Raw genomic sequence first — 24,777 nt, forward strand, 5'->3', positions numbered from 1 at the left:
CAGGAAGGGCTCGGGTTTTCCGGGCCCGCTTCATGTTTGGGTTGAACTCGGATTGCCCAGCGCAATCGCGTCGAAGGGCGCGTTGACGCGCGATCGACAGGGGTCCCAGAGGCGATTTCGGAAGGCCTGTTCCCGGTCCCTCCGAGACGCTCCCCTTAAGGCCGTAAGTTATTGGAAAAATAAGCGGAAAAAGCGCTTCCCTGAAGCCTGCGAGGGTGGTTATCAGGGTCTCGATGCGCTATATGATTCCCAGATAAAACCTCACCGGATTTCCCCTTGGCTGACGACGACGACAAGCCCGGCGACCAGCCGGGGCAACCCTCGGATATTCGCCCCGTCTCCATCTTCGAGGAGATGAAGAAGTCCTATCTCGACTACGCCATGAGCGTGATCGTGGCGCGGGCGCTGCCTGATGCCCGGGACGGTCTGAAGCCGGTGCACCGCCGCATCCTGTTCTCGATGAACGAGCAGGGGCACACGCCCGACAAGAAGTACGTCAAATCCGCCCGCGTGGTCGGTGACGTCATCGGTAAGTATCACCCGCACGGCGACCAGTCGATTTACGACGCCATGGTCCGCATGGCGCAGGACTTCTCGATGCGCGTGCCGTTGATCGACGGCCAGGGCAATTTCGGCTCGGTCGACGGCGATCCCCCGGCTGCCTATCGTTACACCGAAGCGCGCCTGACCAAGGCCGCGCTGGCCCTGCTGGCCGACATCGACAAGGACACTGTCGACTTCCAGCCGAACTACGACAACAACGAGACCGAGCCGTCGGTCTTGCCGGCCAAGTTCCCGAACCTTCTCGTCAACGGCGCCGGCGGCATCGCGGTCGGCATGGCGACCAATATCCCGCCGCACAATCTAGGCGAGGTCATCGACGCCTGCGTCGCGCTGATCGACAACCCCGCGCTCACCATCGACGAGCTCATCAACATCGTGCCCGGACCGGATTTCCCGACCGGCGGCGTCATTCTCGGACGGCAGGGCATCCGCTCCGCCTATCACCTCGGCCGCGGCTCGATCGTCATGCGCGGCAAGGTCGCGATCGAGACCATCCGCAAGGAGCGTGAGGCGCTCATCATCACCGAGATTCCCTACCAGGTGAACAAGGCGACGATGGTCGAGCGCATCGCCGAGCTGGTGAAGGAAAAGAAGATCGAGGGCATCGGCGACCTGCGCGATGAATCGGATCGCGAAGGCTACCGCGTCGTCATCGAATTGAAGCGCGACGCCGTGCCGGATGTGGTGCTGAACCAGCTGTACCGTTTCACGCCGCTGCAGACCAGCTTCGGCGTCAACATGGTGGCGCTCGACAGCGGCCGTCCGCGGATCATGCATCTGAAGGACCTGCTCGCGATCTTCGTCGACTTCCGTGAGCGGGTCGTCACGCGGCGCACCAAGTACCTGCTCGCCAAGGCGCGCGACCGCGCCCATATTTTGGTCGGTCTGGCGATCGCGGTTGCCAATATCGACGAGATGATCCGCGTGATCCGGACCTCGCCGGACCCGACCACCGCGCGCGACACGCTGATGTCGCGCGACTGGCCGGCCCGGGACGTCGAGGACATGCTGACCCTGATCGACGATCCCCGTCACCGCATCAGCGCGGACGGCACGATCCGGCTGTCGATGGAGCAGGCGAGGGCCATTCTCGACCTGCGCCTTCAGCGCCTCACCGCACTCGGCCGCGACGAAATCCGCGACGAGCTCGACAAGCTTGCCGGCGAGATTGCCGATTATCTCGACATCCTGCGCTCGCGCGAGCGCGTGCTGGGCATCATCAAGACCGAGCTTGCCGAGGTGAAGGCCGAGTTCGCCACCCCGCGGCGCACCGTCATCATCGAGCAGGAAGGCGAGGTCGAGGACGAGGACCTGATCCAGCGCGAGGACATGGTCGTCACGGTGTCCCACGCCGGCTACGTCAAGCGTGTGCCGCTGTCGGCCTACCGGGCGCAGCGCCGCGGCGGCAAGGGCCGCGCCGGCATGCAGACCCGCGACGAGGATTTCGTCTCGCGCCTGTTCGTGGCCTCCACGCACACGCCGGTTCTGTTCTTCTCCTCGCGCGGCCAGGTCTACAAGGAGAAGGTCTGGCGTCTGCCGATGGCCGCGCCGAACGCGCGCGGCAAGGCGCTGATTAACATCCTGCCGCTGGAGCAGGGCGAGCGCATCACCACCATCATGCCGCTGCCGGAGGACGAATCCACCTGGGGCGAGCTCGACGTGATGTTCGCCACGACAGGCGGCAATGTCCGCCGCAACAAGCTGTCCGACTTCGTCGACGTCCGCCGCTCCGGCATCATCGCCATGAAGTTGGACGACGGCGAGTCGATCGTCGACGTGCAGATCTGCACCGAGCGCGACGACGTGCTGCTGACCGCCGCCGGCGGCCAGTGTATCCGCTTCCCGGTCCCCGATGTGCGCGTGTTCACCGGGCGCACCTCGATGGGCGTGCGCGGAATCGCGCTCGGCGAAGGCGACAAGGTGATCTCGCTGGCGATCCTGCGCCATGTCGAGACCACCTCGGACGAGCGCTCGGCCTACCTGAAGATGCGCCGCGCCGTCGCCGGCGAAGCTGTGGCCGAAGATGCCGCCGCGGACGCCGAGGCCGAGGAGACCTCCGGCAGCTTCCAGCTCGCGCAGGAGCGTTACGCCGAGATGTCGGCGCAGGAGCAGGTCGTGCTCACCGTCTCCGTCAACGGTTATGGCAAGCGGACATTGTCCTACGAGTACCGCACCACCGGCCGCGGCGGCAAAGGCATCGTCGCCATGAGCGTCAACAACCGCAACGGCAATCTGGTCGCGTCCTTCCCGGTGGAAGATGCCGACCAGATCATGCTGGTCACCGACAAGGGCCAGCTGATCCGCTGCCCGGTCGAAGGCATCCGCATCGCCGGCCGCTCGACGCAAGGCGTGATCGTGTTCGACACCGCCGAGGACGAGCATGTCGTCTCGGTCGAGCACATCACGGAAGAGGCCGAGAGCGGGAATGGCGAGAACGGGAACGGGGCGTGATGCCCCGTTCTACACGCCGTTCGCAAGCTCGCTCGTGAGGTCGGCAAGCGCCTCTCGCTTGCCGATCTGTGCCATCCAGCACCAGAGCTCCAGCGTGCAGTACAGCCGATAGAGACCGAGCGTCTCCTGCCAGTCGGGGCGCCCCATCTGACCACAGCCGGCGAGCAATCCGTCGCGCTTTGGCGCATCCTTCGGCGTGAAATAGTACAGCGCCTTCGCGATATCCATCAACGGATCGCCCGATGTCGCGTTCTCGAAGTCGACGATGCCCGTCAGGCGTGGTGCGCCCTGCGACGTCACCAGCACATTGCCGGCATGGAAATCGTAGTGGCACAGTCGAGGGGTGATTGCTGCCTCGAACAGTTGCTGTCGTGCCGTGACGCTGTCGCGAAGACGCGCGGCTAAAGCTGGATCGCCGCCGCGTGTGAGAAACTCCCTGAGCTTTCGGTCGAACTGCGCCGACATGTAGGCTTGGTTGCTCGGATGGGCCGTCCAGACCCCGTTGGGGCCGATATAGCCGAAGCTGTCGAGCGTGATGTCGTTGATCCGGCGCAGCGTCGCGCCCATCTCGGCGTAGATCGCAAACAGCTCGGTCTCCGACAGCGTTGCCGCGCGTCGGCCAAGCACGACGCCCTCCAACTTGGTCATGAGCACATAGTTCAGCTCGATACCGATCGCGTGTCGTCGGCAAGCAGGATTTTGGGAATGGACGTGCCGAGGTCTCGCAGGAGCCCCAGGACGTAAACCTCCTTGGCCATCTTCCATTGCAGCGATTCCGGATAGACCTTGAGGATGCAGGGGCGCGCATCCGCCAGCGCGATCTCGAGCACGGTGCTGATCTCCCCGCCATGTAGCTCTGTGATGCCGAGCAGCGATGCCTGCGGGTATATCCGGCGGATGATCGCTTGCACCTGATCGGCCGAGACCGGCAGGCGTGGCTTCAGCTTCAAGGAAGGAGCGTCACTGGTTGTCATGGCTTCAAGGTCAGGCTTGTATCCTGGATGGAGCAAAGCGAAATCCGGGTTCTCGCAAGGTTCAAAAGTCCCGGATTGCGCTGCGCTCCATCCGGGCTACGCGCCATGCCCTAAATCTCCAGCTCCGTGCCGAACTCCACCACCTGCTTGGTCGGCACGCCGAAGAACGCGGCCGATCGTTCGGCGTTGCGCTGGAGGAAGGCGAACACGCCTTCGCGCCAGACCCACATGCCCGGAATGTCCTCGCTGGGAATGATGGTCTCGCGGCCGACATAATAGGTGATGTCGGAGAGGTCGATGCCGGGCAGCTTGCTCTGGCGGCAGACGAGATTCAGGCCTTCATAGATCGTCGGGTTCTGCATGAAGCCGTAATGCAGGATCACGCGGGTGATGCCGGGAATGATCTCGATCACCTCGGCGCGGTCCTCGTCCGCGATGTGCGGCAGCTCCTCGATCAGCACGGTGACCAGCAGCACGCGTTCGTGCAGCACGCGGTTGTGCCTGACGAACTGGGTGAGCGCGAGCGGCACGCCGCGCGGTGCGGAGGCCAGGAACACGGCGGTGCCGGGCAGCCTTGCGCTGCACTTGTTCACGGCGGTCTCGATCAGATCTTCCTCGGGCTGCCGCAGCCGGCCCCTCGCGGCCTCGACCAGCTTCACGCCGGCGCGCCAGGTCAGCATCAGGAAGGCGACGAGGCCGGCGAGCAGCAGCGGAAACCAGCCGCCCTCGAACAGCTTGATCGAGTTGGCCGAGAAGAAGATCACGTCGATGACGAAGAAGGCGCCGTTCACGGCCACCACGAGCCAGGGCGAATAGCCCCACTGGATCGCGACCAGCGCGGCGAGCAGCGTCGTGATCGCCATCAGCAGCGACACCGCGATGCCGTAGGCGCCGGCAAGCGCGTCCGACGTGCCGAAGCTCAGGACTGCCCCGAGCGTCGCAGCTGCAAGCAGCCAGTTCACCAGCGGCACGTAGATCTGGCCGATCGCGTGGCTCGTGGTGTGACGGATCAGCATGCGCGGCAGGAAGCCGAGCTGGATCGACTGCTGGGTCAGCGAGAACACGCCGGAGATGATCGCCTGCGAGGCGATCACGGTCGCGACCGTCGAGAATGCGACCAGCAGATAGTGCAGGGCGTCGGGGCAGAGCTGGAAGAACGGATTTTCGATCATCGTGGGATCGGTGATCAAGAGAGCAGCCTGGCCGAAATAATTCAGCACCAGCGCGGGCAGGCAGATGGCGAACCAGGCGAGGCGGATCGGCAGGCGGCCGAAATGTCCCATGTCGGCATACATGGCCTCACCGCCGGTCACCGCGAGAAAGGCCGCGCCGAGAATTCCGAACGAGATGTGGAAATCCTGGTGGATCAGGAAGTCGAAGGCGTAGAGCGGGCTGAGCGCCACCAGCACCGCCGGCGCCTTGACGATGCCGTGGATGCCGAGCGCCGCGAGCACGACGAACCAGGCCAGCATCACCGGCCCGAAGATGCGGCCGATGAAGCCGGTGCCCTGCTTCTGCATCATGAACAGGCCGATCAGGATGGCGACGGTCACGGGCACCACGGCCGGCGCAAGCGAGGGGGCGTCGACCTTGAGGCCCTCGATGGCTGAGAGCACCGAGATGGCCGGCGTGATCGCGCCGTCGCCATAGAGCAGCGCAGCGCCGACGAGCCCGACCACCAGGAGATGGGCGCGCCATGTGCCTGGCTGGGCGTGGCGGGCATGCAGCAGCGCCAGCAGGGCGACAATGCCGCCTTCGCCGCGATTGTCCGCGCGCAGGATCAGCAGCGCATATTTCAGGGAGATGATCAGCAGCAGGGCCCAGAGGATCAGCGAGGCAATCCCCAGGACAGCATCGTGACTGAGTGTGCCGCCATGGGCAGCCGCCTTGGCGGCTTCCTTCAGGGCATAGAGCGGGCTGGTACCGATATCGCCATAGACCACCCCGAGGGCGCCCATGGTCATGGCAAGCGGTAGCGGATCAGGATGGTGGCCGGAAACGACAGCGGGCGTACTGGACAATGGCAACCCCCCGATAGGATCGCGCCCGACGGGCCATTCCGGCGGGCGCGAGCAACGCAGTCTGCGACGAGACGTCGCAAAACTCCATCGGGATTATGTGACGTGAAGCTGACAGGCCTACGGGGTGCGGTTGGCGGTCACGAGGCGAGCCTCGCGGACATTCGCCTTGGTGCCGGCCTTGCGCAGGCAGGAGGCCTCGAAATTCGGCCAGGCCTGCTGCGAGCAGTCCTTGCCGATGGCGCGGATATCGAGCCGGTCGCTCTTGGCCAGCGGCTGCGGCACGCTGGCCTCGACGCTCGGGGCAAAGCCGGGCAGGAGGGTCAGGGCGGCGGCGACACACGCAGACAGAGCGATCGCTGAAAGAGTCTTGATCATTTGACAGTCCCCTGTGATGCGGCCGCCTACGCCCAGTGTGCGGCCCGTCATTCGTTGGCCGGATTAGTAACCATGGCCAGTTTCCGGACGTCTTCGCCGGCACGGGAAATGGTTTCGTATCCGCGCCGCTTTGTTTCGTGGTCGCACTCAGGACGAAACAAACCGGCCATCGCCGACAGGGCCGGCGGGATATTTCGCCGGAAAATGGCTGGGGAACCGGCCCGGCTTGCCGGGCCGGGCCGGGCGCGGTAGGAGGGGACTATGCCGCGCATTGCCTTCTATCCCGGTTCCTTCGACCCCATCACCAACGGCCATCTGGACGTGGTCCGGCACAGCGTCTCCCTGTGCGACCGGCTCGTGGTTGCGATCGGGGTCCACCCCGGCAAGAAGCCGCTGTTCTCGACCGAGGAGCGGCTGCAGATGCTCCATGACGTCTGCGGGCCGCTGGCCGCCAAGGCCGGCTGCGTGCTCGAAGCTGTGACGTTTGATGATTTGTCGGTCACGGCGGCGCGCAAGCACGGTGCGACGATCATGATTCGGGGCCTGCGTGACGGCAGCGATCTCGACTACGAGATGCAGCTCGCCGGCATGAACGAGGCGATGGCGCCGGAGGTGCATACGGTCTTCCTGCCGGCCTCTCCCATGGTTCGCCCGATCACCGCCACTTTGGTGCGCCAGATCGCCGGCATGGGCGGGGACGTCTCGGCCTTCGTCCCGCCGCAGGTTGCGGCCCAGCTCAAGGCAAAATTCGCCGCATAACGGCGCGCTTCCTTTCTCTCTGATCCGGAGTTGTCATGATCCGAATTCTCGCAGTTCTTGCCGCGCTTCTGTTCGCGGTACCGGCGGTGGCGCAGCAATTGCCGGCCAATCTCGACAAGGCCAACGCCATCGTCATCGATACCACCAAGGGCCGCATCGTCATCAAGCTGCGCACCGATATCGCGCCCCAGCATGCCGAGCGCATCAAGCAGCTCGCGCGCGAGGGCTATTACAACAACGTGCCGTTCCATCGTGTCATGGACGGCTTCATGGCGCAGACCGGCGACGGCCAGAACTTCAACGGTACCGGCGGATCGAAATATCCGAACCTGAAGCAGGAATTTTCCAAGGTGCATTTCGCCCGCGGCATCGTCGGCATGGCCCGGCGCGGCGACAGCGTCGACAGTGCCAACTCGCAGTTCTTCATCATGTTCGCCGACGGCGGCAGCCTCGATAACCAGTACACCGTGATCGGCGAGGTCGTGCAGGGCATGGACGTCGTCGACAAGCTGAAGAAGGCTCCTCCCGGCTCCCCCGGCGGCGCCGTGACCGATCCCGACAAGATGGTGAAGGTGCAGGTCGCCTCCGACATCAAATAGGAGAAGGCGATGGCACGCTGTGGCGACAGGCTCCTGCTGGTTGCTGCGGTGCTGTTGCTCGGCGTGTCCAGTGCGGCCGCCGAGGATAGGCAGGTCAATACCATCCAGGATATCTTCCGGCACCTGCGCACCTGCTGGAAACCGCCGCCGGCCGCCAAGGCCAGGCCACTCGACATCACCGTCGTCGTGAGCTTTAACCGGTCCGGCGACATTCTGGGCCATCCGAGGATCTCCTATGAATCCGCGGAGGCCTCCGACAATGACCGGCTGCAATACCGGATCGCGGTGATGGAGGCGTTGCAACGCTGCACGCCGATGCCATTTACCGAGGCAATGGCCGGTGCCGCCGCGGGACGTCCATTCGCGATCCAGTTCCGCAGCCGCAAAACGCCTGACAAGACTTCACCCCCAACGCAAGAGAGACGAGCATGAGCGCCACCGAAAACACCCTGATCCTCGAGACCACCCAGGGCCCGGTCACCATCGAGATGCGGCCCGACCTCGCGCCCGGCCATGTCGCGCGCATCAAGGAGCTGGTCCGGGAGGGCTTCTACGACGGAATCGTGTTCCACCGCGTGATCGACGGCTTCATGGCGCAGACCGGCTGCCCGCAGGGCACCGGCACCGGCGGCTCGGGCAAGAAGCTGAAGGCCGAGTTCAACAAGGAGCCGCATGTGCGCGGCACCACCTCGATGGCGCGCGCCGCCAACCCGGATTCCGGCGACAGCCAGTTCTTCATCTGCTTCGACGACGCCCGCTTCCTCGACAACCAGTACACGGTGTGGGGCAAGGTCACCGAGGGCATGGAGAACGTCGACAAGATCAAGCGCGGCGAGCCGGTGCAGAACCCCGACAAGATCGTCAAGGCGCGGATGGCGGCTGACGCTGAGTAAGCGTTCCCCCTCATGGTGAGGAGGCGCGAAGCGCCGTCTACGGACGATGCTTTGCATCGCCGAGCGAATCATGAAGGCCGAGCTGATGCAGCCGGGCCTTCATCCTTCGAGACGCGCGTTCCGCGCTCCTCAGGATGAGGAGTGACTGCACGGCGCTGAGCCCGACATGCGCACCGACCTGTTCGATTTCGACCTGCCCGCCGAGCGCATCGCGTTGCGCCCGGCGAGCCCGCGCGACTCCGCGAAGATGCTGGTCGTCGAGAACGGCGCGCTGCGCGACCAGACCATCGCCGATCTCGCACAATGGCTGAAACCGGGCGACCAGCTCGTCGTCAACGACACCAAGGTGATCGCGGCGCAATTGAAGGGCCGCCGCATCGGCCGCGAGACCGAGCCCAGAATCGAGGCGACGCTGATCAAGCGGCTCGACGGCTCGCGCTGGCAGGCGCTGGTAAAGCCCGCGAAGAAGCTTGTCGCCGGCGACCGCATCCGCTTCGGCAATGAAGGCAAGGTCTGCCTGCTCGGCCATCTCGATGCCGAGGTCGAGGCCAAGGGCCTCGAAGGCGAGGTCACGTTGTCGTTCTCGTTCCACGGCCCGGCGCTGGATCAGGCCATCGCCGATCTCGGCAGTCCGCCGCTGCCGCCCTACATCGCCTCCAAGCGCACGACCGACGATCAGGATCTCGCCGACTACCAGACCATGTTCGCTGTAAACGAAGGCGCGGTCGCAGCGCCCACCGCGGGACTGCACTTCACCCCGGCGCTGGAGCAGGCGCTGCGCGCGCGCGGCGTCGGCATCAACCAGGTCACGCTGCATGTCGGGGCAGGGACGTTTTTGCCGGTGAAGGTGGACGACACCGAAGGCCACAAGATGCACGCGGAGTGGGGCACGATCTCCGCCGAGACGGCGGAGCAGCTCAACGCGGCACGAAAGAACGGCGGCCGTATCATAGCCGTCGGCACCACGTCATTGCGCTTGCTCGAGAGCGCCGCGAGCGAAGACGGCACCATCCAGCCGTTCGCGGCCGAGACCTCGATCTTCATCACCCCCGGCTATCGCTTTCGCGCGGTCGATATCCTGATGACCAATTTCCATTTGCCGAAATCGACGCTGTTCATGCTGGTGTCGGCGTTTTCGGGGCTGGAGACGATGAAGCAGGCCTACGCGCATGCGATTGCGAGCGGGTATCGGTTCTATTCGTATGGCGATGCGTGCTTGCTCTTCAGGTCGCGCGGCTAAGCGCTGGCGCTGTAGGGTGGGCAAAGCGAAGCGTGCCCACGTCTTTCTTGAATGCGGAGAAGAACGGTGGGCACGACGCTTGCGCGCCTTTGCCCACCCTACGATACCTACCCTACGACACCGGTTACGCCATCACCCGCTGCGGCAGCAGCTCCGCAATCTGCACCGCGTTGAGCGCCGCACCCTTCAAGAGCTGATCCGCCGCCACGAACATCGAGATCGAATGCCCGGAGGGATCGCTGAGGTCCTTGCGGATGCGGCCGACCAGGACGTCGTCCTGACCCGAGGCGTCGATCGGCATCGGGAAGTAGTTCTTGACGCGGTCGTCGACGACCTTCACGCCGGGCGCCCGGGCCATGATGGCGCGGACCTGGTCCTCGGTGATCTCCTTCTCGCATTCGAAGGTGATGGCCTCGCAATGCGCGCGCAGCACCGGCACGCGCACGCAGGTGACGCCGATCGCGATCCTCTCGTCCTCGAAGATCTTGCGGGTCTCCTTGATGACCTTGGTCTCTTCGTCGTTGTAGCCGGTGTCAGGGTCGACGGCAGTGTTGTGGTTGAAGAGGTTGAACGCGTAGGGGTGCGGCATCACCTTCGGCGTATAGACCTGCCCGTTGAGATTGGCGCGGGTGGATTCGACCAGTTCCTCCATCGCGGCCGCGCCGGCGCCGCTGGCGGCCTGGTACGTCGAGATGATGACGCGCTTGATGCGGTTCTTCTGGTGGATCGGCCACAGCGGCACCAGCGCGGTGATCGCGGCGCAGTTCGGGTTCGCGATAATGCCCTTGTGGTCGCGGATGCGGTTCGCGTTGATCTCGGGGATCACGAGCGGCACGTTCGGATCCATGCGGAAGGCGGAGGAGTTGTCGACCACGACCGCGCCGGACTTCACTGCGATCGGCGCAAACTTCTTGGAGATGCTGCCGCCAGCGGAGAACAGGGCGATATCGACCCCTTCGAAGGAGCGCTCGGTCAGCTCCTCGATCACGACCGGCTGGCCGCGGAACGACACTGTCTTGCCGGCCGAGCGGGCACTGGCCAGCGCCTTGAGCTTGCCGACGCGAAAGCCGCGCTTGTCCATGGTGGCGATGAATTCGGCGCCCACTGCACCGGTGACGCCGACAATCGCGACGACGGGATCGTTACTCACTTTGTCCTCCATTGCATTTCGGTTGAGCTGAGACTTAGGCAACAAAAAAGCCCCGGACCAACGAGGGCGGGGCTTGCCGTAGAGCTGATGCGTTTTAGTCGACGACTACGCGCGCACGCCTCCCCGGGCCCCTGAGGCCGTGGTGGTTTTGGTCGTGCGTTTGGTGGTCGTGAACATGGCGGCGACTTATGCGGGAGAGTTTTGCGCCCGTCAATGGCTTTTCACCCCGGTCGATGCCCGGGGCCGGACTCCCGCTATTTCGCCCTGGCGCCCGGCGGCTCAAGGGTGACCTCCTTGAGGTCGTCGCCGCTGACGACGACGATCGAAAAGTTCAGTCGGCCGCGTTCGCGCACCAAGCCGCCGCTGATCGCCTTGCCCGAGGCGGCGCGTTCGGCGACGCGGACGGCATCGGCGAGGCGGTGCCTGATCGCACCGAGCGCTGCGAGGTTGTCGCGGTCCTCGTGGTCGAGCTCAGTGAGGGGGAGGGCGGCTTCGCCGCCGACGAGCTCGCCGGTCGATGCATTGATGGTATGGCGCCAGATCCGGTCGTTGTGCAGGGTCTTCACCCGATACACCGGCACGCGGGCGGCCCCGTCGAAACTCACATCCGCCGTGGTGGCGCCGGCGTGCCGGGCTTCGGCGATCGACATGGCCTGGCTGATCGAGATCGACGAGCTGCGGAAGCGCTCGATCTCGCGGCTGACGGCTTGGCGGTCGGCCTCGGCATCACCATCTGTGTCGCTGTGAAGGGCGGTCGGCGTACCCGCGGTCACGATCGCCCGCGCAGGCGCGGCGAGGAGGAGTGCGGAGAAGGCGATCGCAAGCAATCGCGAGATATGTCGTTCAGCTGTCTTCATGCTCGAAACCTCTGGCCGGCGAGCGGGCCTGATCATCCGAAAGAAGACGCGGCCGACCTTGGGCATCGGTCGGCCGCGGAGCGTCGTGACGGGCTGTACCCGCCGCGGCGATCGAAGCGATACGGACCTCTTTGGGGCTGGTGAAAAAGCGGTCCGTATCGCCTTATAACTAAACCATACCGTATCGTTTTATTTTGGTCAATGCCGTCGGCCTCACCCCCATGGGGATAGATCGCGCGCTCACGGAATTGTCAGCGGGAGGGGCGGCGGCGCTGTGTGCTGCCCTTGGTCTCCTGGGCGCGGTCGGCAGGCCCCAGCGCGCCGGCCAGGAACAGCTTGATGGCCGCGCGCATGCGCTTTTCGGCGGCCTTCATCTCGAGGGCGGTTCCGAAGGTCGCCATGCGGTGGGTGTGACCGACGACCACGTCGAGAAACACCTCGGCTGCAATGTTGGTGTCCTCGACGTCGAGCGCGCCTTGCGCCACCAGACGGTCGAAGAAGCGCGCCGTGGTGGCGACGGCTTTCATCCAGCCTTCCTCCTTGCCGAGCTTGGCAACGTCGGGGAAGTTGATGGCCTGCGACGTCATCATGCGGCTGAAGGCGACGGCGTCGGGTCCGCAGGTGAATGTCAGCATCTCGCGCCCGATCTCCACCAGGCGCTGCTCGACCGAGATGTCGGAGGCGCTGGAGAGCTGCGTCTCGGCGGCGGCCGACAATGGCGCAAGCCAGCGCGCAATCTCGCGCCTCAGCACGGCGGCAAACAGGCCGCGCTTGTCTCCGTAGCGGGAATAGACGGTGGGCTTGCTGACCCGGGCCGCTTCCGCGACCGCGTCGAGCGAGGTGGCGTCGAAGCCGCGGTCCAGGAACAGGCGGGTGGCGACCTCGATCAGCCGCTGGTCGCGCTCGATGGCGGCGGTCTTCGTCGGCCGGCCGCCGCGGGATTTCGGCACCTCGCGCCGCGGCGCTGCTGGTCTCGTCCTGGTCGCAGTCAATCCCATGCCCAATGATTCCTGCGCGCTTCTGACAGTCGTCATTCGCTCTATATCGCGCAGGAGGGGAGGCGTCATCGCGAATCTGGCCGAATTGGCCGTATCGTCAACGGTTTCGGCAGGGCCTCGTTCCGTCTCCGGAAGCTCATGGCACCGTCGAGCTCCAGGCCTGACCGGCAGCGGCCTTGTCATATCCGTATTGGTAGAGCGCCCGCATATAGGCGGTGTCGAACCCTTCCGAAGGCGGCGCCGGATACTCGCGCGCGATGTAGGAGAGGTGGAAGCCGAGACGGTTGCGCTTGGCGAAATCATAGGTCGAGAAGATGATCGAGCGCGTCTGCGACTGGGTGATCGCCGACAGGCTGCGCGAGGCGACATCGATGGTGCCGTTGGAGACCAGCTCGAAATTGCGTTCGATCTTCTTGTTGACGAGGATGTAGATGTCCATCTTCGCGTTGCCGGGCAGGCGGTTGCCCTGGAAAAGCAGGGCTTCCGGCAGCGTCAGCACCGGCGCGGTCACGCCGCCGTCGACATGCATCTCCTGAAACTTGCGGCCCTGACCCTCGGCGTCGATCATGATCGGCGGAAACACAAGGGGGATGCTGGCGGAGGCCGCCATCACGTCGCGAAAAAGTTTGAGCGCCTCGGGCGTGCCGACCGCGGCGATCTTGCCCATGTCCCAGATCGCGGTGCGCTGGGTGTCGAGATCGGTCGTCACCACCAACAGCTTTCGGCCCTTGGCATTCTCGCGCGCGACTTGCGCCATGACCTCCGGCCCGACATAGCGGGCGACGAGCTCGCGCAGCCTCGTGTTGCCGAACAGGCCGGATCCGAACAGCACGCGCATGATGCTGGGATCGTTCAACAGGGTCTCGGCGATGCCGCTGGTATAGACCTCCTTCAGCGTGTCGTCGTATTGCGAGCCCAGAAATGCAAACGGTGCGATCAGGCCGCCGGTGCTCACGCCCGAGACGACGGAGAAGGTGGGCCGGGTTCTGGCCGCGGTCCAGCCGTTGAGCACGCCGACGCCGTAGGCGCCATCGGCGCCGCCGCCGGAGAGCGCCAGATAGGACTTCGTCGCGGTGCTGGTGTCCTTCTCGAAGCTGAATTTCGTGATGGGCTCGTCGGCGTAGCGCCTGAGGCCATCGATCTCGAGCACGCGCGATGTGCTGGCTTCTGCGGCCGTATAAGGTGTCCGGGGCAGCGAGGTGCAGGTGCCGAGCACCAGGCTGCACGCCAGGACCAGAAATCCGGCCAGGCGGCCGCCTGTCTGCCTGATCCAGTCATGCGAGCGGCCGGCGACGTCAGTCGAGCAGGAAGCGAAGGGCATTGTCGGTGGCTGGCGATCACGCATTTACCGCCGCCGGCAAATTCGCCGCGGCATCTCGTCCAGCCCCCAGGATAAAACTACACTGTATCGTTTTGTTTAACAAGGGTGGCGGTACGAGTTTTCGCGTCGATTATGTCCCAGTCCGAGGCACTGACCGGCCACTGTGTGGGTTGGGCGGGTTGATCGGCTTCCTCCGACACGCAATAAGCACGGCCATGAATCCGGACCATGATCTTCCCAATCACTTTGAATTGCTCGGCACTGATGGTGCCGCGCGGACCGGGCGCCTGACCACGCCTCATGGCGTGGTGCGCACGCCCGCCTTCATGCCGGTCGGCACCGCTGGCGCCATGAAGGGTATGCACTGGCGCGAGGTGCGCGATGCCGGCGCCGACATCGTGCTTGGCAACACCTATCACCTGATGCTGCGTCCGAGCGCCGAGCGGATCGCAGCCCTTGGCGGCTTGCAGCAGTTCACCGGCTGGAACGGGCCGATGCTGACGGATTCCGGCGGCTTCCAGGTGATGTCGCTGTCGGACCTGCGGAAGGTCACCGAGAACGCCGTCACCTTCCGTTCGCATATCGACGGTGCCAAGGTCGAACTGTCGCCGGAGCGCTCGATCGAAGTGCAGCGCTTGCTTGGCTCCGATATCGCCATGCAGATGGACGAGTGCGTGCGGCTGCCGGCCGAGCGCGCCGACATTGAGCGTGCGATGCAATTGTCGCTGCGCTGGGCCGAGCGAAGCAAGCGCGCCTTCGAGAGCGCGCCCGACGGCTACATGCTGTTCGGCATCGTGCAGGGCGGCGACGTCCCGCAGCTTCGCCACGAGAGCGTGCAAGGTCTCGTGGCGACCGGTTTCCACGGCTATGCGATCGGCGGCCTTGCCGTCGGCGAGCCGCAGGCGGTGATGCTGGCGATGATCGACGAGACCGCACCATTGCTGCCGAAAGAGCGCCCGCGCTATCTGATGGGCGTCGGCACGCCCGACGACATCCTCGAAGCCGTCAAACGCGGCATCGACATGTTCGATTGCGTGATGCCGACGCGCAATGGCCGGCACGGCGTCGCCTTCACCCGCTTCGGCCAGGTGAATTTGCGCAATGCCCGCCACGCCGACGATCCGCGTCCGCTGGATGAGGAGAGCTCATGGCCGTCGGCGCGCAACTGCGCGCGCGCCTATCTGCATCACCTCGTCAAGGCGGGCGAGACGCTGGGGGCGATGCTGCTGTCTGAAATCAATATCGCTTACTACCAGTTCCTGATGCAGGGCATCCGGGACGCGATCGCACATGGAAAATTCGATGAGTTCTATCAGCGTACGCGCGCGGACTGGGCGAGGGGCGATATCGCCCCGCGCTAGGGAAATAACGCTAGTTGCACACGATCCGCTGCTTGACGGCGTGCTTGGTGACAAAGCCATAGCCGCAATTGTCGCAGGTCCAGAGATAGCTGATGAAATGGTCCGACACATACGCAGATGCTTCGGCGGCGACCATGGAGTCGGCGCACACGGGACAGGTCGGCAACTCGCTGCAACGCGGATCACGCCTTAGCGCTACGGTCGGCATCACTTCAGCAACTGCTGACATCGTGTGACCTCCCTGCTTTGAGACCTAAGTCTAACATAAGCAGAATCAGTTGACGAGGTCGCAACACAAATGCGTTGGTTTTCTGCTAATTGAAGCTCACGCGATTTTGCGATGCAGCGTATTTAACATGTGCCGCATTCTCGCTTGCGTGTCGTCGCAGGCTATCCGTAACTGCGCATGAGCTGCGTAAGAAGCGCAAGTGTCGTCACAGGGAGTTCATCATGGACGCATCGTCCACCACGGGTGCAGCGCACCAACCCGGCCGGGGCCGGATCTATGACTCGATCGTCGACGCCTTCGGCAATACGCCGACCGTGCGCTTGCGCCGGCTGCCCGGCATGCACGATGTGAATGCCACGATTTTGGCAAAACTTGAATATTTCAATCCGGCCGCGAGCGTGAAGGACCGCATCGGCGCGGCCATGATCATCGCGATGGAGAAAGCGGGCATCGTCAAGCCCGACACCGTGCTGATCGAGCCGACCTCCGGCAATACCGGCATCGCGCTCGCCTTCGTGGCGGCTTCACGCGGCTACCGCCTCAAGCTGGTGATGCCGGAATCGATGTCGATCGAGCGGCGCAAGATGCTGGCTTTTCTCGGTGCCGAGCTGGTGCTGACGCCGGCGGCGCAGGGCATGAAAGGCGCGATCGCCGCCGCCGAGGAGCTGTTGAAGACGACGCCGAACTCGGTGATGCCGCAGCAGTTCAAGAACCTCGCCAATCCCGAGGTGCACCGCCGCACCACCGCAGAGGAGATCTGGAACGACACCGGCGGCAATATCGATTTCTTCGTGGCCGGGGTTGGCACCGGCGGCACGATCACCGGCGTCGGCCAGGTGCTCAAGCCGCGCAAGGCCTCACTTCGCGTCGTCGCGGTCGAGCCGGAGGAAAGCCCGGTGCTGTCAGGCGGACAGCATACGCCGCACAAGATCCAGGGCATCGGCGCCGGCTTCGTTCCCGACATCCTCGACCGCGCCGTGATCGACGAGATCGTGAAGATCAACTCGACGACGGCGATCGAGACCTCGCGCGCGCTGGCGCGGCATGAGGGCATTCCAGGCGGCATCTCCTCGGGCGCGGCGATCGCTGCGGCGATCCAGATCGGCAAGCGGCCGGAAGCGGCGGGAAAGACCATCCTGGCGATCGTGCCGTCCTTCTCGGAGCGGTATCTTTCGACAGCGCTGTTTGAGGGAATCTAGGACATGGCGGATCAACCCCCGAGGCGGCCGCGCACACTCGGAGATGCCAGGACCGAGGCCGAGGCGGCATTCAAGAAGGTGACAGCCAAGGTCGCCGCGGCCCCGCCGAAGCCGAACGTGGCGCCGGGAATCAGGGAGCAGGTGACGCTGCGCATCGATCAGGACGTGCTGGAGTTTTTCCAGGAGGGCGGACCGGGTTGGCAGGACCGCATCAACGAGGCGTTGCGCAAGGCCGCGGGGAAGTAGCTAACCTCGCAATGGCGGGCATGCTGCGACACCGTCGCACCAAAGAAAAGGCCCGGCGCGAGCCGGGCTTTTGTGTTTTCAAGCTTACCGCATCTCAGCGGCGGAACATGCCGCCCATCATGCCACCGACGACGCCGCCCACGAACGCCGCGCCGGCGGCATCGCCGGGATTGCTGCGCTGGGGAGCCGGTGCCGGTGCCGGTGCGCTGCTGCCTGCGGGCGCGGCGGCACGGCGGGCCGCCTTCTGGCTGTTGTCGCTCGCGGTCGGCGGGGCGGCCTGGACCTCCGAGATCAGGGCCTTGTGCTGGTGCTTGTTGAGGTAACCCGATGAGGGATAGCCGCGCGCGGCCTGCCAGCGCTTGAGCACGGTCCGGGTCTCATCACTGAACACGCCGGTCTGCTTGGTGTCGAAGCCGAGCCCGGTGAGGCGACGCTGCACGTCGCGGCGCTGGGTCTTGTCGAGGCCGATCTGATCCTCGGTGAGCTGGGTGGCCTCGTCGGTAAAGGTCGCCGGATCGACGCCGGCGTTGAGGGTGCGCGTCGCGGTCGACGGGCCGCTCTTGATGGCCGCGAGGCGTGCCAGCGCCAGCGCCTTGAACTGACCGTTCGGATAGGCGGAGAGATAGGCGTTGAGCTCTTCCGGCTTGTTGGACTCTTTCACCGAGCGCCAATATTCGAGCTCGACGCCGTCCGAGCTGCCGCTCGCCGCCGGCACGATGCCAGAAGCGGTCGGCGCCGCGTTGGCGACCTGGGTTGTCGGAGCCTGGTTGAGATAGACCGAGCCGGTCAAGTTGGTGTGGCCCCAGGGCAGCTGACCCTTGCGGGTCTCTTCATTGACTTGGGCGCGCACCGACGTCATCGCCTGCTGGATCTCGATGCCGGGCTTGGTGATGTTGTCGATCAGCGCACGGGTGAACGGGCTGTTGTTGCCCTCCTGACCGTCGAGCGCGGTCTGGCCGGGGCCGGTGGCGAACGCGATGAGAGTGCCTTCACCGGATTTCATCTCGGCAAGACCGCTCTGTACGTTGACGCTGCGCGTCGCGGAGTTCGACTTGATCTTGGCGGCGAACGGATTGTCGCGGCAGGCATCCAGGAAGACGAGCTTGACCTTGGCATCGCCCATGGTCTGCTCGAGCGTCAGATCGATGTTGATGGCGGCGCCCAGCTTGACGTCCATCTCCGACTTGATGTCGGCGTCGACCGGCAGCAGGTAATTGGTGCCGCTGACGGCGATGCCGTGGCCGGCATAATAGAACAGCGCGATGTCGGAGCCCTGCGCCTTGCGCCCGAAGTCGAGCAGCTTCTCCGTCATCTGGTCGCGGCTGAGATTGGAGCCTTCGATCACCTCGAAGCCGACATTGCGCAGCGTCGCCGCCATCGCCTTGGCATCGATCGGCGGGTTCGGCAATTGTGCGACGTTCTTGTAGGAGCCGTTGCCGACGACGAAGGCGACACGACGGTCCGCCTTCGCGGCACTGACCGACAGTGCCACGCACATGAGCGAAGCGAGGAGCGTGAGATAGCGCATTCTGAAATCCCCAGAATCGAATTGCAGGCAGCAACGAATTGGCAACAAACCTACACGAAGTGCCCGACTTCGCGCCACCGAAACGGCGGTCCGTTGCGTGCAACCCGCTGCTGTGTGGCCGAATGTGCACGATGGAAATGATTCCCAACGTGATCCAAATCACACGGCCACTTTGTTTTGTCGCGCGAGGCAGCGCGAGGTTCACGGCGCGCGGGCGGGAACCGCTGAGGCCGGCTTCAAATTCAGCAGATTGCCACAGAGGATCAGCACAGCGCCGAGCACGGTCCAGGCGTCGAGCCGCTCGGAATACAGCAGCCAGCCGGCCGTCGCAGTCAGTGGAACCCGGAGGAAGTCCATGGGAACCACGATTGTCGCATCGGCATGTCGGAGCGCGCTGGCAAGGCAATAATGCGAGAAAGTGCCGCAGACACCGATGACGAAGAGCCATCCCCAAAGGTAGGCTGACGGCCAGGTCCAGACGGCGAATGTCGGCACCAGGCCCACGACCATCTGCACGATGATCATCCAGAACAGGATCGACAAGGCGCTCTCGGTCCGAGTCAGCGATTTCGCCAGGATCATCGAGACGCTGAAGCCGATTGCAGCCCCGAGCGCGATCAGTTGGCCCGGATTGATCTCGCTGGTGGCGGGTCGCACGATCATGACGACGCCGACGATGCCGAGCACGACGGCGGCGATCTTCCAGATCGTCATGCGTTCAGACAGGAACGTTGCGGCCAGCACCGCAGTCCAGATCGGCATGGTGAACTCGATCGCCACCACCTGCCCGATTCCGATCAGCGTCAGTGCGTAGAACCAGCCGAGCTGCGCGAAATAATGGACCCCATTGCGTGCAAGGTGCTGCGGCAGGCGTTTGGTCGCGACCGCCTTGAAGCCGCCGGCGCGGTAGATGAGCGGCAGGAGCAGCGTGAGACCGATCACCGAACGCACTTCCATGATCTGGAAGACGTTGAGCTCCCGCGTGGTCTCGCGCCCGGCAACCGCCATGACCAGCATCAGCGACAGCCAGCCGGCCATCCACAATGCAGCCATCGTTTTGGACGGTGTCGAGCTCATTGGGGCAGGGTGCTGGTGGATGGAATGTGAAAGGACGGCCGGTATCGACGACATCGCCACCGTTTGCAACGGCCAAATCTGCGGATGCAGCGATGCAGGGCGACGTGCTAAGGCATCAACGAACAACGACAGAAAATGGGAGAAATCCGCTCATGCAGATCTTGCAGCCGGCCGAATGGAAAAAACCGCGCGGCTTCTCTCACGGCATTGTGGCGGAAGGCCCTGGCCGCTGGGTGGTTTTGGCCGGCCAGACCGGCGGCGACGAGGCCGGCAATTACACGCCCGACATGGCCGCGCAGGTCGGAGCCGCGCTGAAGCGGATCATCAAGCTTCTGGCCGAGGCCGGCGCCGGCCCCGAGCACATCGTCCGCCTGACCTGGTACCTGACCAGCCGCAGCGAATATGAAACAGCCGGTGCCGGCATCGGCGCCGCCTGGAAGGAAACGCTCGGACGCAATTTCCCGCCTTCGACGCTGCTCTATATCGGTGGCCTCGTGGACGAGCGGGCCAAGGTCGAGATCGAGGTCACGGCGTTCGTGCCCGGCGCATAAAAAAAGTCGACCCGGCGCGCTCGCCGGATCGACTGCCGTGTCGCTTTACGGTCTTACTTCGACAGCGAGATGTTGGCGCCGCGGAATTGGCTATCCGCGCGGATCGAGACGTTCTGCTTGTTGCCGGACGTCTTCAGCGAGAGGTTGGCATTGAAACCGGCGGCCGAGGCGACCAGCTCGTAGTTTCCGCCGGCACCGCGGCCCTGAAGCGAGCCAGAGATGTTGCGGCTGGCCTCTGACCAGCTGCCGGCGATCGCGCCGCCTTCAGCCTTGACGTTGGCTCCGAGGTTGAACTTGTAGGCGTCGCTGGCGCAGGTCAGCGACATCTCCATGGTCGGTCCGATCGGGGCGTATCTGGCCCGGCAGCGGATCCGCTCGGTCGAGCCGTCGTCCAGGGTGACGACGCCGCCGCCGCTCCAGGTACCCGCCAGCGGGGCGAAGGGGCCCGACTGGGCCATGCTTTCGGTGTTGGCGATCCCTGCCGCAAACAAAACGGCGGCCGCAATCAGCAGCCGCCGGTTCCGGGCGCGAGCCTCAATTGGTTTATTGGCGCGATGCTTCCCACCGCCCGCTGCACGGTATGCCTGCAGATGCTCCATTCCACTTCCCCGATCCGGCGTTGCCGCTGAGTTGACCGTTGGCATATGCACCATTGATCGAAACTTTCACAAGTCCCCCGCTGCCGATGGTGCCGGAAACGTTAGCGCCGGGCGCGGTGATCCGGCCGTCGGCAACCGTCAGCATGGAGCTTGCGGTGGGCTCGCAGGTGCCGCTCTTGGTGACGATGATGACCTGCCAGTTGCCGTCATAGGGGCTCTGGGCGAGGGCGGGAGCGGCGAGGGTGCCGGTCAAAACTGCAGCGGCACAGAACGCCGCGATGCGACCAAAACGCATGAATTCCGTCCTTGAATTTGTCTGATATGCTGACGCTTATTCGGACGAAATGTGACGGAAATTTGTTGCAATGCCAAATCGAAAATTGTTCCTGTGGAAACAATGGTTTATTTGCGGTCCCGGCTCCAATTTTCGAAGCGGAATCAAGGCCCCTTCACGTTAAGGGTAAACGTCAGGAGAGACTCGGTGCAGAGGTCGCGAACTGCTCGTCCTGAGTCTTCGACGGCAGCGCCTTGTGGACCTTGGCATAATCGATCACGTCGGCGAGCAATTTGAGGCCGAGCGGAGCGAGCGCGCGCTCCCAGAGCTCGCGGGCGGTCTCGCCCTTCTTGACGAAGCACCAATCCTGGGCGGCGATGGCGCCAGCGTCCATGCGGTCGGCGAGATGATAGATCGTGCCGCCGGCAATCGGATCGCCTTCCTTGATGGTCCATTCCACGGCGGCCTTGCCGCGATGGCGTGGCAGCAGCGAGGGGTGGTAGCCGATCCCGCCGAACTTGGCGGCGGCGAGCGCGTCCCTGCCGATCCGGGCGTGGCTGTGCGCCGTGATGATCAGGTCGGTATCGGGGGCAATCTCGGAGGCCACCACCAGCTTCGGATTGGCTTGGACCGCGACCTCGATGCCGGCCGCCTTGGCGGACGCGGCCAGCCGATCCTCGGCATCGGCGACGACGACCCGGACGACCGAGACGCCATGCTCCCGGAGCATGTTCAGGGTGGTCACGCCGAAATGGCGGGAGCCGACGAGGGTAATGCGCATGAGTGTCCGATCCGGTCTCGCAACTGCGTCATCCTCCCGATAACACGTCCGGACGCCCTGTCACCCCCCGCGCGGCGTTTGCGCCGGTTATCAACAATGTGCCGGCGGGGCGCGACGGATTTCGCGATTGCGCAGGCGACCGTTCCGGTGCTCCATAGCTGCATTGCACGGCTCGGGAGCGAGTGCATGCGAGGCGCCTGGCTTTTCCTTTTCGGGATGCTGATCGTAGCCCCTCCGGCCCATGCCGGCGGGCCGTACCCTGCTGTGCCGCCGGAGACGGGTGTCGCGCCGTTCGTGGGGCCGACTTGGGACGCCTATCGTTGCGCCGGAGGGCCGGTCACCAATTTCTATCACGGTGCCTATTACGGTGAGGAGCCGCCGGCGCTCTATCGCGGCTATGCTTACCGGCCGTACTATCGCTACGGCGCCTATCGCAGATATCCGCGCACCTATTTCTGCGTCACGGATTAAAGCGTGATCCGGAGAACCGCTGCGCACTTTTCCGGAGCATGTTTTGGCGTTGCCGCACGGCCACGACGGGTCTGCATGCGGGCGATAAAACCGGTTCCTATGTTTCGTTTTTAACAGAGGTATTTGCGGCCGGCTGCTAGACCTGCGCCTACCGGGGCTGGCGACATTTCAACCCGCATCCGTTTTCGAACCCGGCTTTGGCCGCTGGCATAATCGCCAGCGGCCTTTTCGTGCCACGCATCACGAAATCATCGAATGGTAACACGATCTCAACCAGCCTGGCGTATCGACGAATCCGTCGCGGATTTGTATTGCGTACCGCGACACCGAAAATGTCCCGCCGGCCTTTGTGCGCCGCGCGGGCCTTTTTCGCCGGGACAGATTTCATGCCGAGCGCAATTGAGCAGATTGTCGACAGCTATGTGCGGCTGAAGAACCGGCGCGGGCTCGATCAGCTGATGATGCACAGACAGCGGCTCGCGGTCGATCTGAAGAGCAGGTCCGGCTATGATTTCAGCCTGCCGATCGGCCAGATCGACGAGGAGATCGCGATCATCGAGGCCGGCCTTGGCCGGCTCAAGGCGGAAAATTCCAACCCGGTCTAGCGGGGGCGGCGAGGCGGGCTCCCGCGCGGAGTGGGGACGACGCATCGTCGCAGGCCGAAAACCGGTTCATGCATGGTTCAGGCCGGCCATGTCTCAATCCCCGGGTTGTTTCGTGGGACACGAATCCTGCTAGGCTTGTCCCCGTGATTTGGAGGAGACGTCATGATCGAGCTTGCGCTGGCCGGCCTGCTTGCATTCGCAACCGTGCCTGCGGCATCGCCGGAGCCCATGGTGCAGCAAGTTCAGTTCAGGGGTGGTCCGGGCGGACAATGTCCGCACGGCTATGATTACAACCACTCGAACGGCCGCTGCTATCCCAACGACTATCATTCGCCGGGTGTCTATACCCGGGATCCAGGGCCAGGCGAATACTACGGACGACGACGCGGCGGCGGCCTCTGTCCGCACGGCTACGACTACAATTACTCGAACGGCAGCTGCTATCCGAACGGGGCGCACGGGCCCGGCGCTTACGGGCGTCCCGAAGCCTACGGCGGACGACGCGGCGGACTCTGCCCGGACGGCTACGATTACAACTATTCGAGCGGACAGTGCTATCCGAACCGCGCACGTGCGCCCGGCATGTACGGGCGGTAATCGATCGCCGTCCTGAGGCGGGCGCTCAGTCGCGCCGGCCGCCGTCGATCACCGTGAATAGCGGCCGAGCCGGGGTCGGCTCGACCAGCAATTCCTCCACCAGCGCGGTGGCTGCATCGACATATTTGCGTGTCGGCTTGTCGAGAGGGCGCTTGGCCTCGTCGTCGAGCGCGATCTTTGCGGCTTCGACAAGCTTGCGCATGCGCGCCGCATGGTCGTCGCCCGCCGTCAGCGTCGCGCGCGCCAATGAGCGCAGCACGAACAGCTCGCCCTCGAGACGGAGCAGGCGGTCGTTGAGCCTGGTAAGGACGGCGTTGAGGTCGGCCATGTCTGCTGTTCGGCGCGAAGGATCCGTCCTGATCTAGCGACGATCGGTGAACGGAGTCCAAACGGTACCGGTGCAATTCGGCCGATCCTCCGGTCCGTCCAGGATGAGTGGCACGGCGCAATCAGAGGTTGGACAGCCTACCACTCGACGTCGGCCCAGCGCTTGCCGAACACGGGCGGCCGTGTCTTCACGGCTTGCCAGCCGAAGAAATGATGCTTGCCGGACCAGGCATGCACCACGCCGCTACAGATGCTGCATTTGAAGCTGCCGGTGTGGGCTTCGCTGTGCTCTTCCCTGGTCGCGGTGTAATTCATGCCGCAACCTGCACAGGAGAATTCTTCGATCGTCCAGATGCTGTTGGCCATTTGATGGAATGCTTTTTGTTGACCTCGACCCAAGGTAGTCACGGGCGTTTGCAACGGCGTAAACCGGGGCAGGGAAATTCGGTTAACGGGCGTTAGCCAAGCCCGGCCGCCGTCGCGGGCTGCGCAGCCGGATCAGCTGCCGTTTCGCATGTCCCGGTCGATGCGCATCTGCACCCGCCTGATTGCGAGCTGCCGCAGCCTGCCTTGCACCCGTCCGGAGCGGACCCTGCCGCCGATCGCATAGGCATATTGCCAATAGCCCGGCGCGGCGTTCGGCCTCAGGGAATAGCGGATACCGCGGTGCATTCCCGCGCGTGCATCGGATTCGCCGGGAGGGTCTGTCATCGTCTTTCGAATGCGGGAT

Annotated in this window: 30 protein-coding genes; 13 read left to right on the forward strand and 17 right to left on the reverse strand. The window is 64.4% G+C overall.

The annotated features are described in order from the left end of the window. Window positions 1–276 precede the first annotated feature (276 nt). On the forward strand, window positions 277–3,015 hold the full coding sequence (gene gyrA, locus BM190_RS19565) for a DNA gyrase subunit A (RefSeq protein ID WP_092257908.1): 2,739 nt from the start codon (window positions 277–279) through the stop codon (window positions 3,013–3,015). A 9-nt stretch (window positions 3,016–3,024) separates the two neighbouring features. On the opposite strand, the gene BM190_RS19570 is transcribed toward gyrA, so the two are convergent. The 4 genes from BM190_RS19570 to BM190_RS19580 form a co-directional block, all read right to left on the reverse strand. Further along, window positions 3,025–3,663 (reverse strand): phosphotransferase family protein, encoded by a 639-nt coding sequence (locus BM190_RS19570; protein WP_244550679.1) that lies wholly within the window; start codon window positions 3,661–3,663, stop codon window positions 3,025–3,027. A gap of 11 nt (window positions 3,664–3,674) precedes the next feature. Further along, window positions 3,675–3,989 carry a hypothetical protein gene (locus tag BM190_RS41150; protein WP_244550680.1) on the reverse strand — a complete coding sequence of 105 codons (315 nt, stop codon included), beginning with the start codon at window positions 3,987–3,989 and terminating at the stop codon, window positions 3,675–3,677. Window positions 3,990–4,099: 110 nt separating this feature from the next. Continuing rightward, on the reverse strand, window positions 4,100–5,953 hold the full coding sequence (locus BM190_RS19575) for a potassium transporter Kup (protein ID WP_092257911.1): 1,854 nt from the start codon (window positions 5,951–5,953) through the stop codon (window positions 4,100–4,102). A gap of 174 nt (window positions 5,954–6,127) precedes the next feature. After that, entirely contained in the window at window positions 6,128–6,385 is a 258-nt protein-coding gene (locus BM190_RS19580; protein ID WP_092257914.1) for a hypothetical protein, read from the reverse strand. A 261-nt stretch (window positions 6,386–6,646) separates the two neighbouring features. Between BM190_RS19580 and coaD the strand changes: the two genes are divergently transcribed. The 5 genes from coaD to queA all read left to right on the forward strand — a co-directional run bounded on the left by coaD (window position 6,647) and on the right by queA (window position 9,876). Further along, window positions 6,647–7,144: a pantetheine-phosphate adenylyltransferase gene (coaD, locus tag BM190_RS19585; RefSeq protein WP_018317918.1), complete on the forward strand. Its 498-nt coding sequence runs from the start codon at window positions 6,647–6,649 to the stop codon at window positions 7,142–7,144. Between the two features lie 35 nt (window positions 7,145–7,179). Beyond that, entirely contained in the window at window positions 7,180–7,743 is a 564-nt protein-coding gene (locus BM190_RS19590) for a peptidylprolyl isomerase (RefSeq protein ID WP_092257917.1), read from the forward strand. 9 nt (window positions 7,744–7,752) lie between these two features. After that, window positions 7,753–8,175 (forward strand): UCP034077 family protein, encoded by a 423-nt coding sequence (locus BM190_RS19595; protein WP_092257920.1) that lies wholly within the window; start codon window positions 7,753–7,755, stop codon window positions 8,173–8,175. After that, window positions 8,172–8,636, forward strand: a complete 465-nt coding sequence (locus tag BM190_RS19600; protein ID WP_018317921.1) for a peptidylprolyl isomerase — start codon at window positions 8,172–8,174, stop codon at window positions 8,634–8,636. The genes BM190_RS19595 and BM190_RS19600 overlap by 4 nt, the downstream gene beginning before the upstream one ends. A gap of 166 nt (window positions 8,637–8,802) precedes the next feature. Then, the gene (gene queA, locus BM190_RS19605) at window positions 8,803–9,876 is read left to right on the forward strand and encodes a tRNA preQ1(34) S-adenosylmethionine ribosyltransferase-isomerase QueA (RefSeq protein ID WP_092257923.1); all 1,074 of its coding nucleotides are present in this window, start codon (window positions 8,803–8,805) and stop codon (window positions 9,874–9,876) included. 124 nt (window positions 9,877–10,000) lie between these two features. On the opposite strand, the gene BM190_RS19610 is transcribed toward queA, so the two are convergent. The 4 genes from BM190_RS19610 to BM190_RS19625 form a co-directional block, all read right to left on the reverse strand. Continuing rightward, window positions 10,001–11,038 (reverse strand): aspartate-semialdehyde dehydrogenase, encoded by a 1,038-nt coding sequence (locus tag BM190_RS19610; protein ID WP_092257926.1) that lies wholly within the window; start codon window positions 11,036–11,038, stop codon window positions 10,001–10,003. Window positions 11,039–11,280: 242 nt separating this feature from the next. Beyond that, window positions 11,281–11,883 carry a PepSY domain-containing protein gene (locus BM190_RS19615; protein WP_177237199.1) on the reverse strand — a complete coding sequence of 201 codons (603 nt, stop codon included), beginning with the start codon at window positions 11,881–11,883 and terminating at the stop codon, window positions 11,281–11,283. 251 nt (window positions 11,884–12,134) lie between these two features. After that, window positions 12,135–12,881 (reverse strand): TetR/AcrR family transcriptional regulator, encoded by a 747-nt coding sequence (locus BM190_RS19620; protein ID WP_177237165.1) that lies wholly within the window; start codon window positions 12,879–12,881, stop codon window positions 12,135–12,137. A 136-nt stretch (window positions 12,882–13,017) separates the two neighbouring features. After that, window positions 13,018–14,226 carry a patatin-like phospholipase family protein gene (locus tag BM190_RS19625; protein ID WP_092257934.1) on the reverse strand — a complete coding sequence of 403 codons (1,209 nt, stop codon included), beginning with the start codon at window positions 14,224–14,226 and terminating at the stop codon, window positions 13,018–13,020. Window positions 14,227–14,417: 191 nt separating this feature from the next. On the opposite strand from BM190_RS19625, the gene tgt reads away from it, so the two are divergent. Further along, window positions 14,418–15,563, forward strand: coding sequence for a tRNA guanosine(34) transglycosylase Tgt (gene tgt, locus BM190_RS19630; protein ID WP_092257937.1), 1,146 nt, complete (start codon window positions 14,418–14,420; stop codon window positions 15,561–15,563). A 10-nt stretch (window positions 15,564–15,573) separates the two neighbouring features. On the opposite strand, the gene BM190_RS19635 is transcribed toward tgt, so the two are convergent. After that, window positions 15,574–15,792, reverse strand: coding sequence for a hypothetical protein (locus BM190_RS19635; RefSeq protein ID WP_018317928.1), 219 nt, complete (start codon window positions 15,790–15,792; stop codon window positions 15,574–15,576). 221 nt (window positions 15,793–16,013) lie between these two features. On the opposite strand from BM190_RS19635, the gene cysK reads away from it, so the two are divergent. Both cysK and BM190_RS19645 read left to right on the forward strand, forming a co-directional pair. Next, window positions 16,014–16,991 (forward strand): cysteine synthase A, encoded by a 978-nt coding sequence (gene cysK, locus BM190_RS19640; RefSeq protein ID WP_018317929.1) that lies wholly within the window; start codon window positions 16,014–16,016, stop codon window positions 16,989–16,991. Between the two features lie 3 nt (window positions 16,992–16,994). Further along, window positions 16,995–17,237 (forward strand): BrnA antitoxin family protein, encoded by a 243-nt coding sequence (locus BM190_RS19645; protein WP_092257940.1) that lies wholly within the window; start codon window positions 16,995–16,997, stop codon window positions 17,235–17,237. Between the two features lie 94 nt (window positions 17,238–17,331). Here BM190_RS19645 and BM190_RS19650 read toward each other — a convergent pair whose 3' ends face one another. Beyond that, window positions 17,332–18,765: a caspase family protein gene (locus tag BM190_RS19650; RefSeq protein ID WP_018317931.1), complete on the reverse strand. Its 1,434-nt coding sequence runs from the start codon at window positions 18,763–18,765 to the stop codon at window positions 17,332–17,334. A gap of 201 nt (window positions 18,766–18,966) precedes the next feature. Next, window positions 18,967–19,842: a DMT family transporter gene (locus tag BM190_RS19655; protein WP_092257943.1), complete on the reverse strand. Its 876-nt coding sequence runs from the start codon at window positions 19,840–19,842 to the stop codon at window positions 18,967–18,969. A gap of 152 nt (window positions 19,843–19,994) precedes the next feature. Between BM190_RS19655 and BM190_RS19660 the strand changes: the two genes are divergently transcribed. Further along, the gene (locus BM190_RS19660; protein ID WP_092257946.1) at window positions 19,995–20,393 is read left to right on the forward strand and encodes a RidA family protein; all 399 of its coding nucleotides are present in this window, start codon (window positions 19,995–19,997) and stop codon (window positions 20,391–20,393) included. 53 nt (window positions 20,394–20,446) lie between these two features. On the opposite strand, the gene BM190_RS19665 is transcribed toward BM190_RS19660, so the two are convergent. The 3 genes from BM190_RS19665 to BM190_RS19675 all read right to left on the reverse strand — a co-directional run bounded on the left by BM190_RS19665 (window position 20,447) and on the right by BM190_RS19675 (window position 22,047). Then, entirely contained in the window at window positions 20,447–20,992 is a 546-nt protein-coding gene (locus tag BM190_RS19665; RefSeq protein WP_177237166.1) for a hypothetical protein, read from the reverse strand. After that, complete coding sequence (locus BM190_RS19670; RefSeq protein ID WP_026201935.1) at window positions 20,937–21,287, reverse strand: hypothetical protein; 351 nt, start codon at window positions 21,285–21,287, stop codon at window positions 20,937–20,939. Before BM190_RS19670 ends, BM190_RS19665 begins: the two co-directional genes overlap by 56 nt. Window positions 21,288–21,459: 172 nt before the next feature. Continuing rightward, the gene (locus BM190_RS19675; RefSeq protein WP_018317936.1) at window positions 21,460–22,047 is read right to left on the reverse strand and encodes a formyltransferase family protein; all 588 of its coding nucleotides are present in this window, start codon (window positions 22,045–22,047) and stop codon (window positions 21,460–21,462) included. 186 nt (window positions 22,048–22,233) lie between these two features. On the opposite strand from BM190_RS19675, the gene BM190_RS19680 reads away from it, so the two are divergent. The 3 genes from BM190_RS19680 (at window position 22,234) to BM190_RS19690 (ending at window position 23,720) form a co-directional block, all read left to right on the forward strand. After that, window positions 22,234–22,518 (forward strand): hypothetical protein, encoded by a 285-nt coding sequence (locus BM190_RS19680; protein WP_092258603.1) that lies wholly within the window; start codon window positions 22,234–22,236, stop codon window positions 22,516–22,518. Window positions 22,519–22,904: 386 nt separating this feature from the next. Continuing rightward, window positions 22,905–23,123 carry a hypothetical protein gene (locus tag BM190_RS19685; RefSeq protein WP_026201937.1) on the forward strand — a complete coding sequence of 73 codons (219 nt, stop codon included), beginning with the start codon at window positions 22,905–22,907 and terminating at the stop codon, window positions 23,121–23,123. A 162-nt stretch (window positions 23,124–23,285) separates the two neighbouring features. After that, complete coding sequence (locus tag BM190_RS19690) at window positions 23,286–23,720, forward strand: hypothetical protein (RefSeq protein ID WP_018317939.1); 435 nt, start codon at window positions 23,286–23,288, stop codon at window positions 23,718–23,720. Window positions 23,721–23,745: 25 nt separating this feature from the next. Here BM190_RS19690 and BM190_RS19695 read toward each other — a convergent pair whose 3' ends face one another. From BM190_RS19695 to BM190_RS39655, 3 genes are all read right to left on the reverse strand, one after another. Further along, window positions 23,746–24,048, reverse strand: coding sequence for a hypothetical protein (locus BM190_RS19695; protein WP_018317940.1), 303 nt, complete (start codon window positions 24,046–24,048; stop codon window positions 23,746–23,748). Between the two features lie 137 nt (window positions 24,049–24,185). Then, window positions 24,186–24,413, reverse strand: coding sequence for a hypothetical protein (locus BM190_RS19700; protein WP_018317941.1), 228 nt, complete (start codon window positions 24,411–24,413; stop codon window positions 24,186–24,188). Between the two features lie 132 nt (window positions 24,414–24,545). Next, complete coding sequence (locus BM190_RS39655) at window positions 24,546–24,758, reverse strand: hypothetical protein (RefSeq protein ID WP_026201938.1); 213 nt, start codon at window positions 24,756–24,758, stop codon at window positions 24,546–24,548. Window positions 24,759–24,777 lie beyond the last annotated feature (19 nt).

Origin of the sequence: Bradyrhizobium sp. Rc3b, from assembly GCF_900114915.1 — a bacterium.
Classification (GTDB): Bacteria; Pseudomonadota; Alphaproteobacteria; order Rhizobiales; family Xanthobacteraceae; genus Bradyrhizobium.

Bases quoted from the DNA above. Each gene is read 5' to 3' on its own strand.
- BM190_RS19655 (WP_092257943.1), bottom strand. From the start codon at position 19,842: ATGAGCTCGACACCGTCCAAAACGATGGCTGCATTGTGGATGGCCGGC.
- BM190_RS39655 (WP_026201938.1), bottom strand. From the start codon at position 24,758: ATGACAGACCCTCCCGGCGAATCCGATGCACGCGCGGGAATGCACCGC.
- BM190_RS19600 (WP_018317921.1), top strand. From the start codon at position 8,172: ATGAGCGCCACCGAAAACACCCTGATCCTCGAGACCACCCAGGGCCCG.
- BM190_RS19680 (WP_092258603.1), top strand. From the start codon at position 22,234: ATGCGAGGCGCCTGGCTTTTCCTTTTCGGGATGCTGATCGTAGCCCCT.
- BM190_RS41150 (WP_244550680.1), bottom strand. From the start codon at position 3,989: ATGACAACCAGTGACGCTCCTTCCTTGAAGCTGAAGCCACGCCTGCCG.
- BM190_RS19700 (WP_018317941.1), bottom strand. From the start codon at position 24,413: ATGGCCAACAGCATCTGGACGATCGAAGAATTCTCCTGTGCAGGTTGC.
- BM190_RS19645 (WP_092257940.1), top strand. From the start codon at position 16,995: ATGGCGGATCAACCCCCGAGGCGGCCGCGCACACTCGGAGATGCCAGG.
- BM190_RS19695 (WP_018317940.1), bottom strand. From the start codon at position 24,048: ATGGCCGACCTCAACGCCGTCCTTACCAGGCTCAACGACCGCCTGCTC.
- BM190_RS19670 (WP_026201935.1), bottom strand. From the start codon at position 21,287: ATGCGTTTTGGTCGCATCGCGGCGTTCTGTGCCGCTGCAGTTTTGACC.
- BM190_RS19685 (WP_026201937.1), top strand. From the start codon at position 22,905: ATGCCGAGCGCAATTGAGCAGATTGTCGACAGCTATGTGCGGCTGAAG.
- BM190_RS19690 (WP_018317939.1), top strand. From the start codon at position 23,286: ATGATCGAGCTTGCGCTGGCCGGCCTGCTTGCATTCGCAACCGTGCCT.
- BM190_RS19595 (WP_092257920.1), top strand. From the start codon at position 7,753: ATGGCACGCTGTGGCGACAGGCTCCTGCTGGTTGCTGCGGTGCTGTTG.
- BM190_RS19650 (WP_018317931.1), bottom strand. From the start codon at position 18,765: ATGCGCTATCTCACGCTCCTCGCTTCGCTCATGTGCGTGGCACTGTCG.
- BM190_RS19570 (WP_244550679.1), bottom strand. From the start codon at position 3,663: ATGACCAAGTTGGAGGGCGTCGTGCTTGGCCGACGCGCGGCAACGCTG.
- BM190_RS19590 (WP_092257917.1), top strand. From the start codon at position 7,180: ATGATCCGAATTCTCGCAGTTCTTGCCGCGCTTCTGTTCGCGGTACCG.
- BM190_RS19665 (WP_177237166.1), bottom strand. From the start codon at position 20,992: ATGGAGCATCTGCAGGCATACCGTGCAGCGGGCGGTGGGAAGCATCGC.
- queA (WP_092257923.1), top strand. From the start codon at position 8,803: ATGCGCACCGACCTGTTCGATTTCGACCTGCCCGCCGAGCGCATCGCG.
- BM190_RS19635 (WP_018317928.1), bottom strand. From the start codon at position 15,792: ATGTCAGCAGTTGCTGAAGTGATGCCGACCGTAGCGCTAAGGCGTGAT.
- BM190_RS19610 (WP_092257926.1), bottom strand. From the start codon at position 11,038: ATGGAGGACAAAGTGAGTAACGATCCCGTCGTCGCGATTGTCGGCGTC.
- BM190_RS19625 (WP_092257934.1), bottom strand. From the start codon at position 14,226: ATGCGTGATCGCCAGCCACCGACAATGCCCTTCGCTTCCTGCTCGACT.
- BM190_RS19620 (WP_177237165.1), bottom strand. From the start codon at position 12,881: ATGGGATTGACTGCGACCAGGACGAGACCAGCAGCGCCGCGGCGCGAG.
- BM190_RS19615 (WP_177237199.1), bottom strand. From the start codon at position 11,883: ATGAAGACAGCTGAACGACATATCTCGCGATTGCTTGCGATCGCCTTC.
- BM190_RS19575 (WP_092257911.1), bottom strand. From the start codon at position 5,953: ATGACCATGGGCGCCCTCGGGGTGGTCTATGGCGATATCGGTACCAGC.
- BM190_RS19660 (WP_092257946.1), top strand. From the start codon at position 19,995: ATGCAGATCTTGCAGCCGGCCGAATGGAAAAAACCGCGCGGCTTCTCT.
- BM190_RS19580 (WP_092257914.1), bottom strand. From the start codon at position 6,385: ATGATCAAGACTCTTTCAGCGATCGCTCTGTCTGCGTGTGTCGCCGCC.
- cysK (WP_018317929.1), top strand. From the start codon at position 16,014: ATGGACGCATCGTCCACCACGGGTGCAGCGCACCAACCCGGCCGGGGC.
- tgt (WP_092257937.1), top strand. From the start codon at position 14,418: ATGAATCCGGACCATGATCTTCCCAATCACTTTGAATTGCTCGGCACT.
- BM190_RS19675 (WP_018317936.1), bottom strand. From the start codon at position 22,047: ATGCGCATTACCCTCGTCGGCTCCCGCCATTTCGGCGTGACCACCCTG.
- coaD (WP_018317918.1), top strand. From the start codon at position 6,647: ATGCCGCGCATTGCCTTCTATCCCGGTTCCTTCGACCCCATCACCAAC.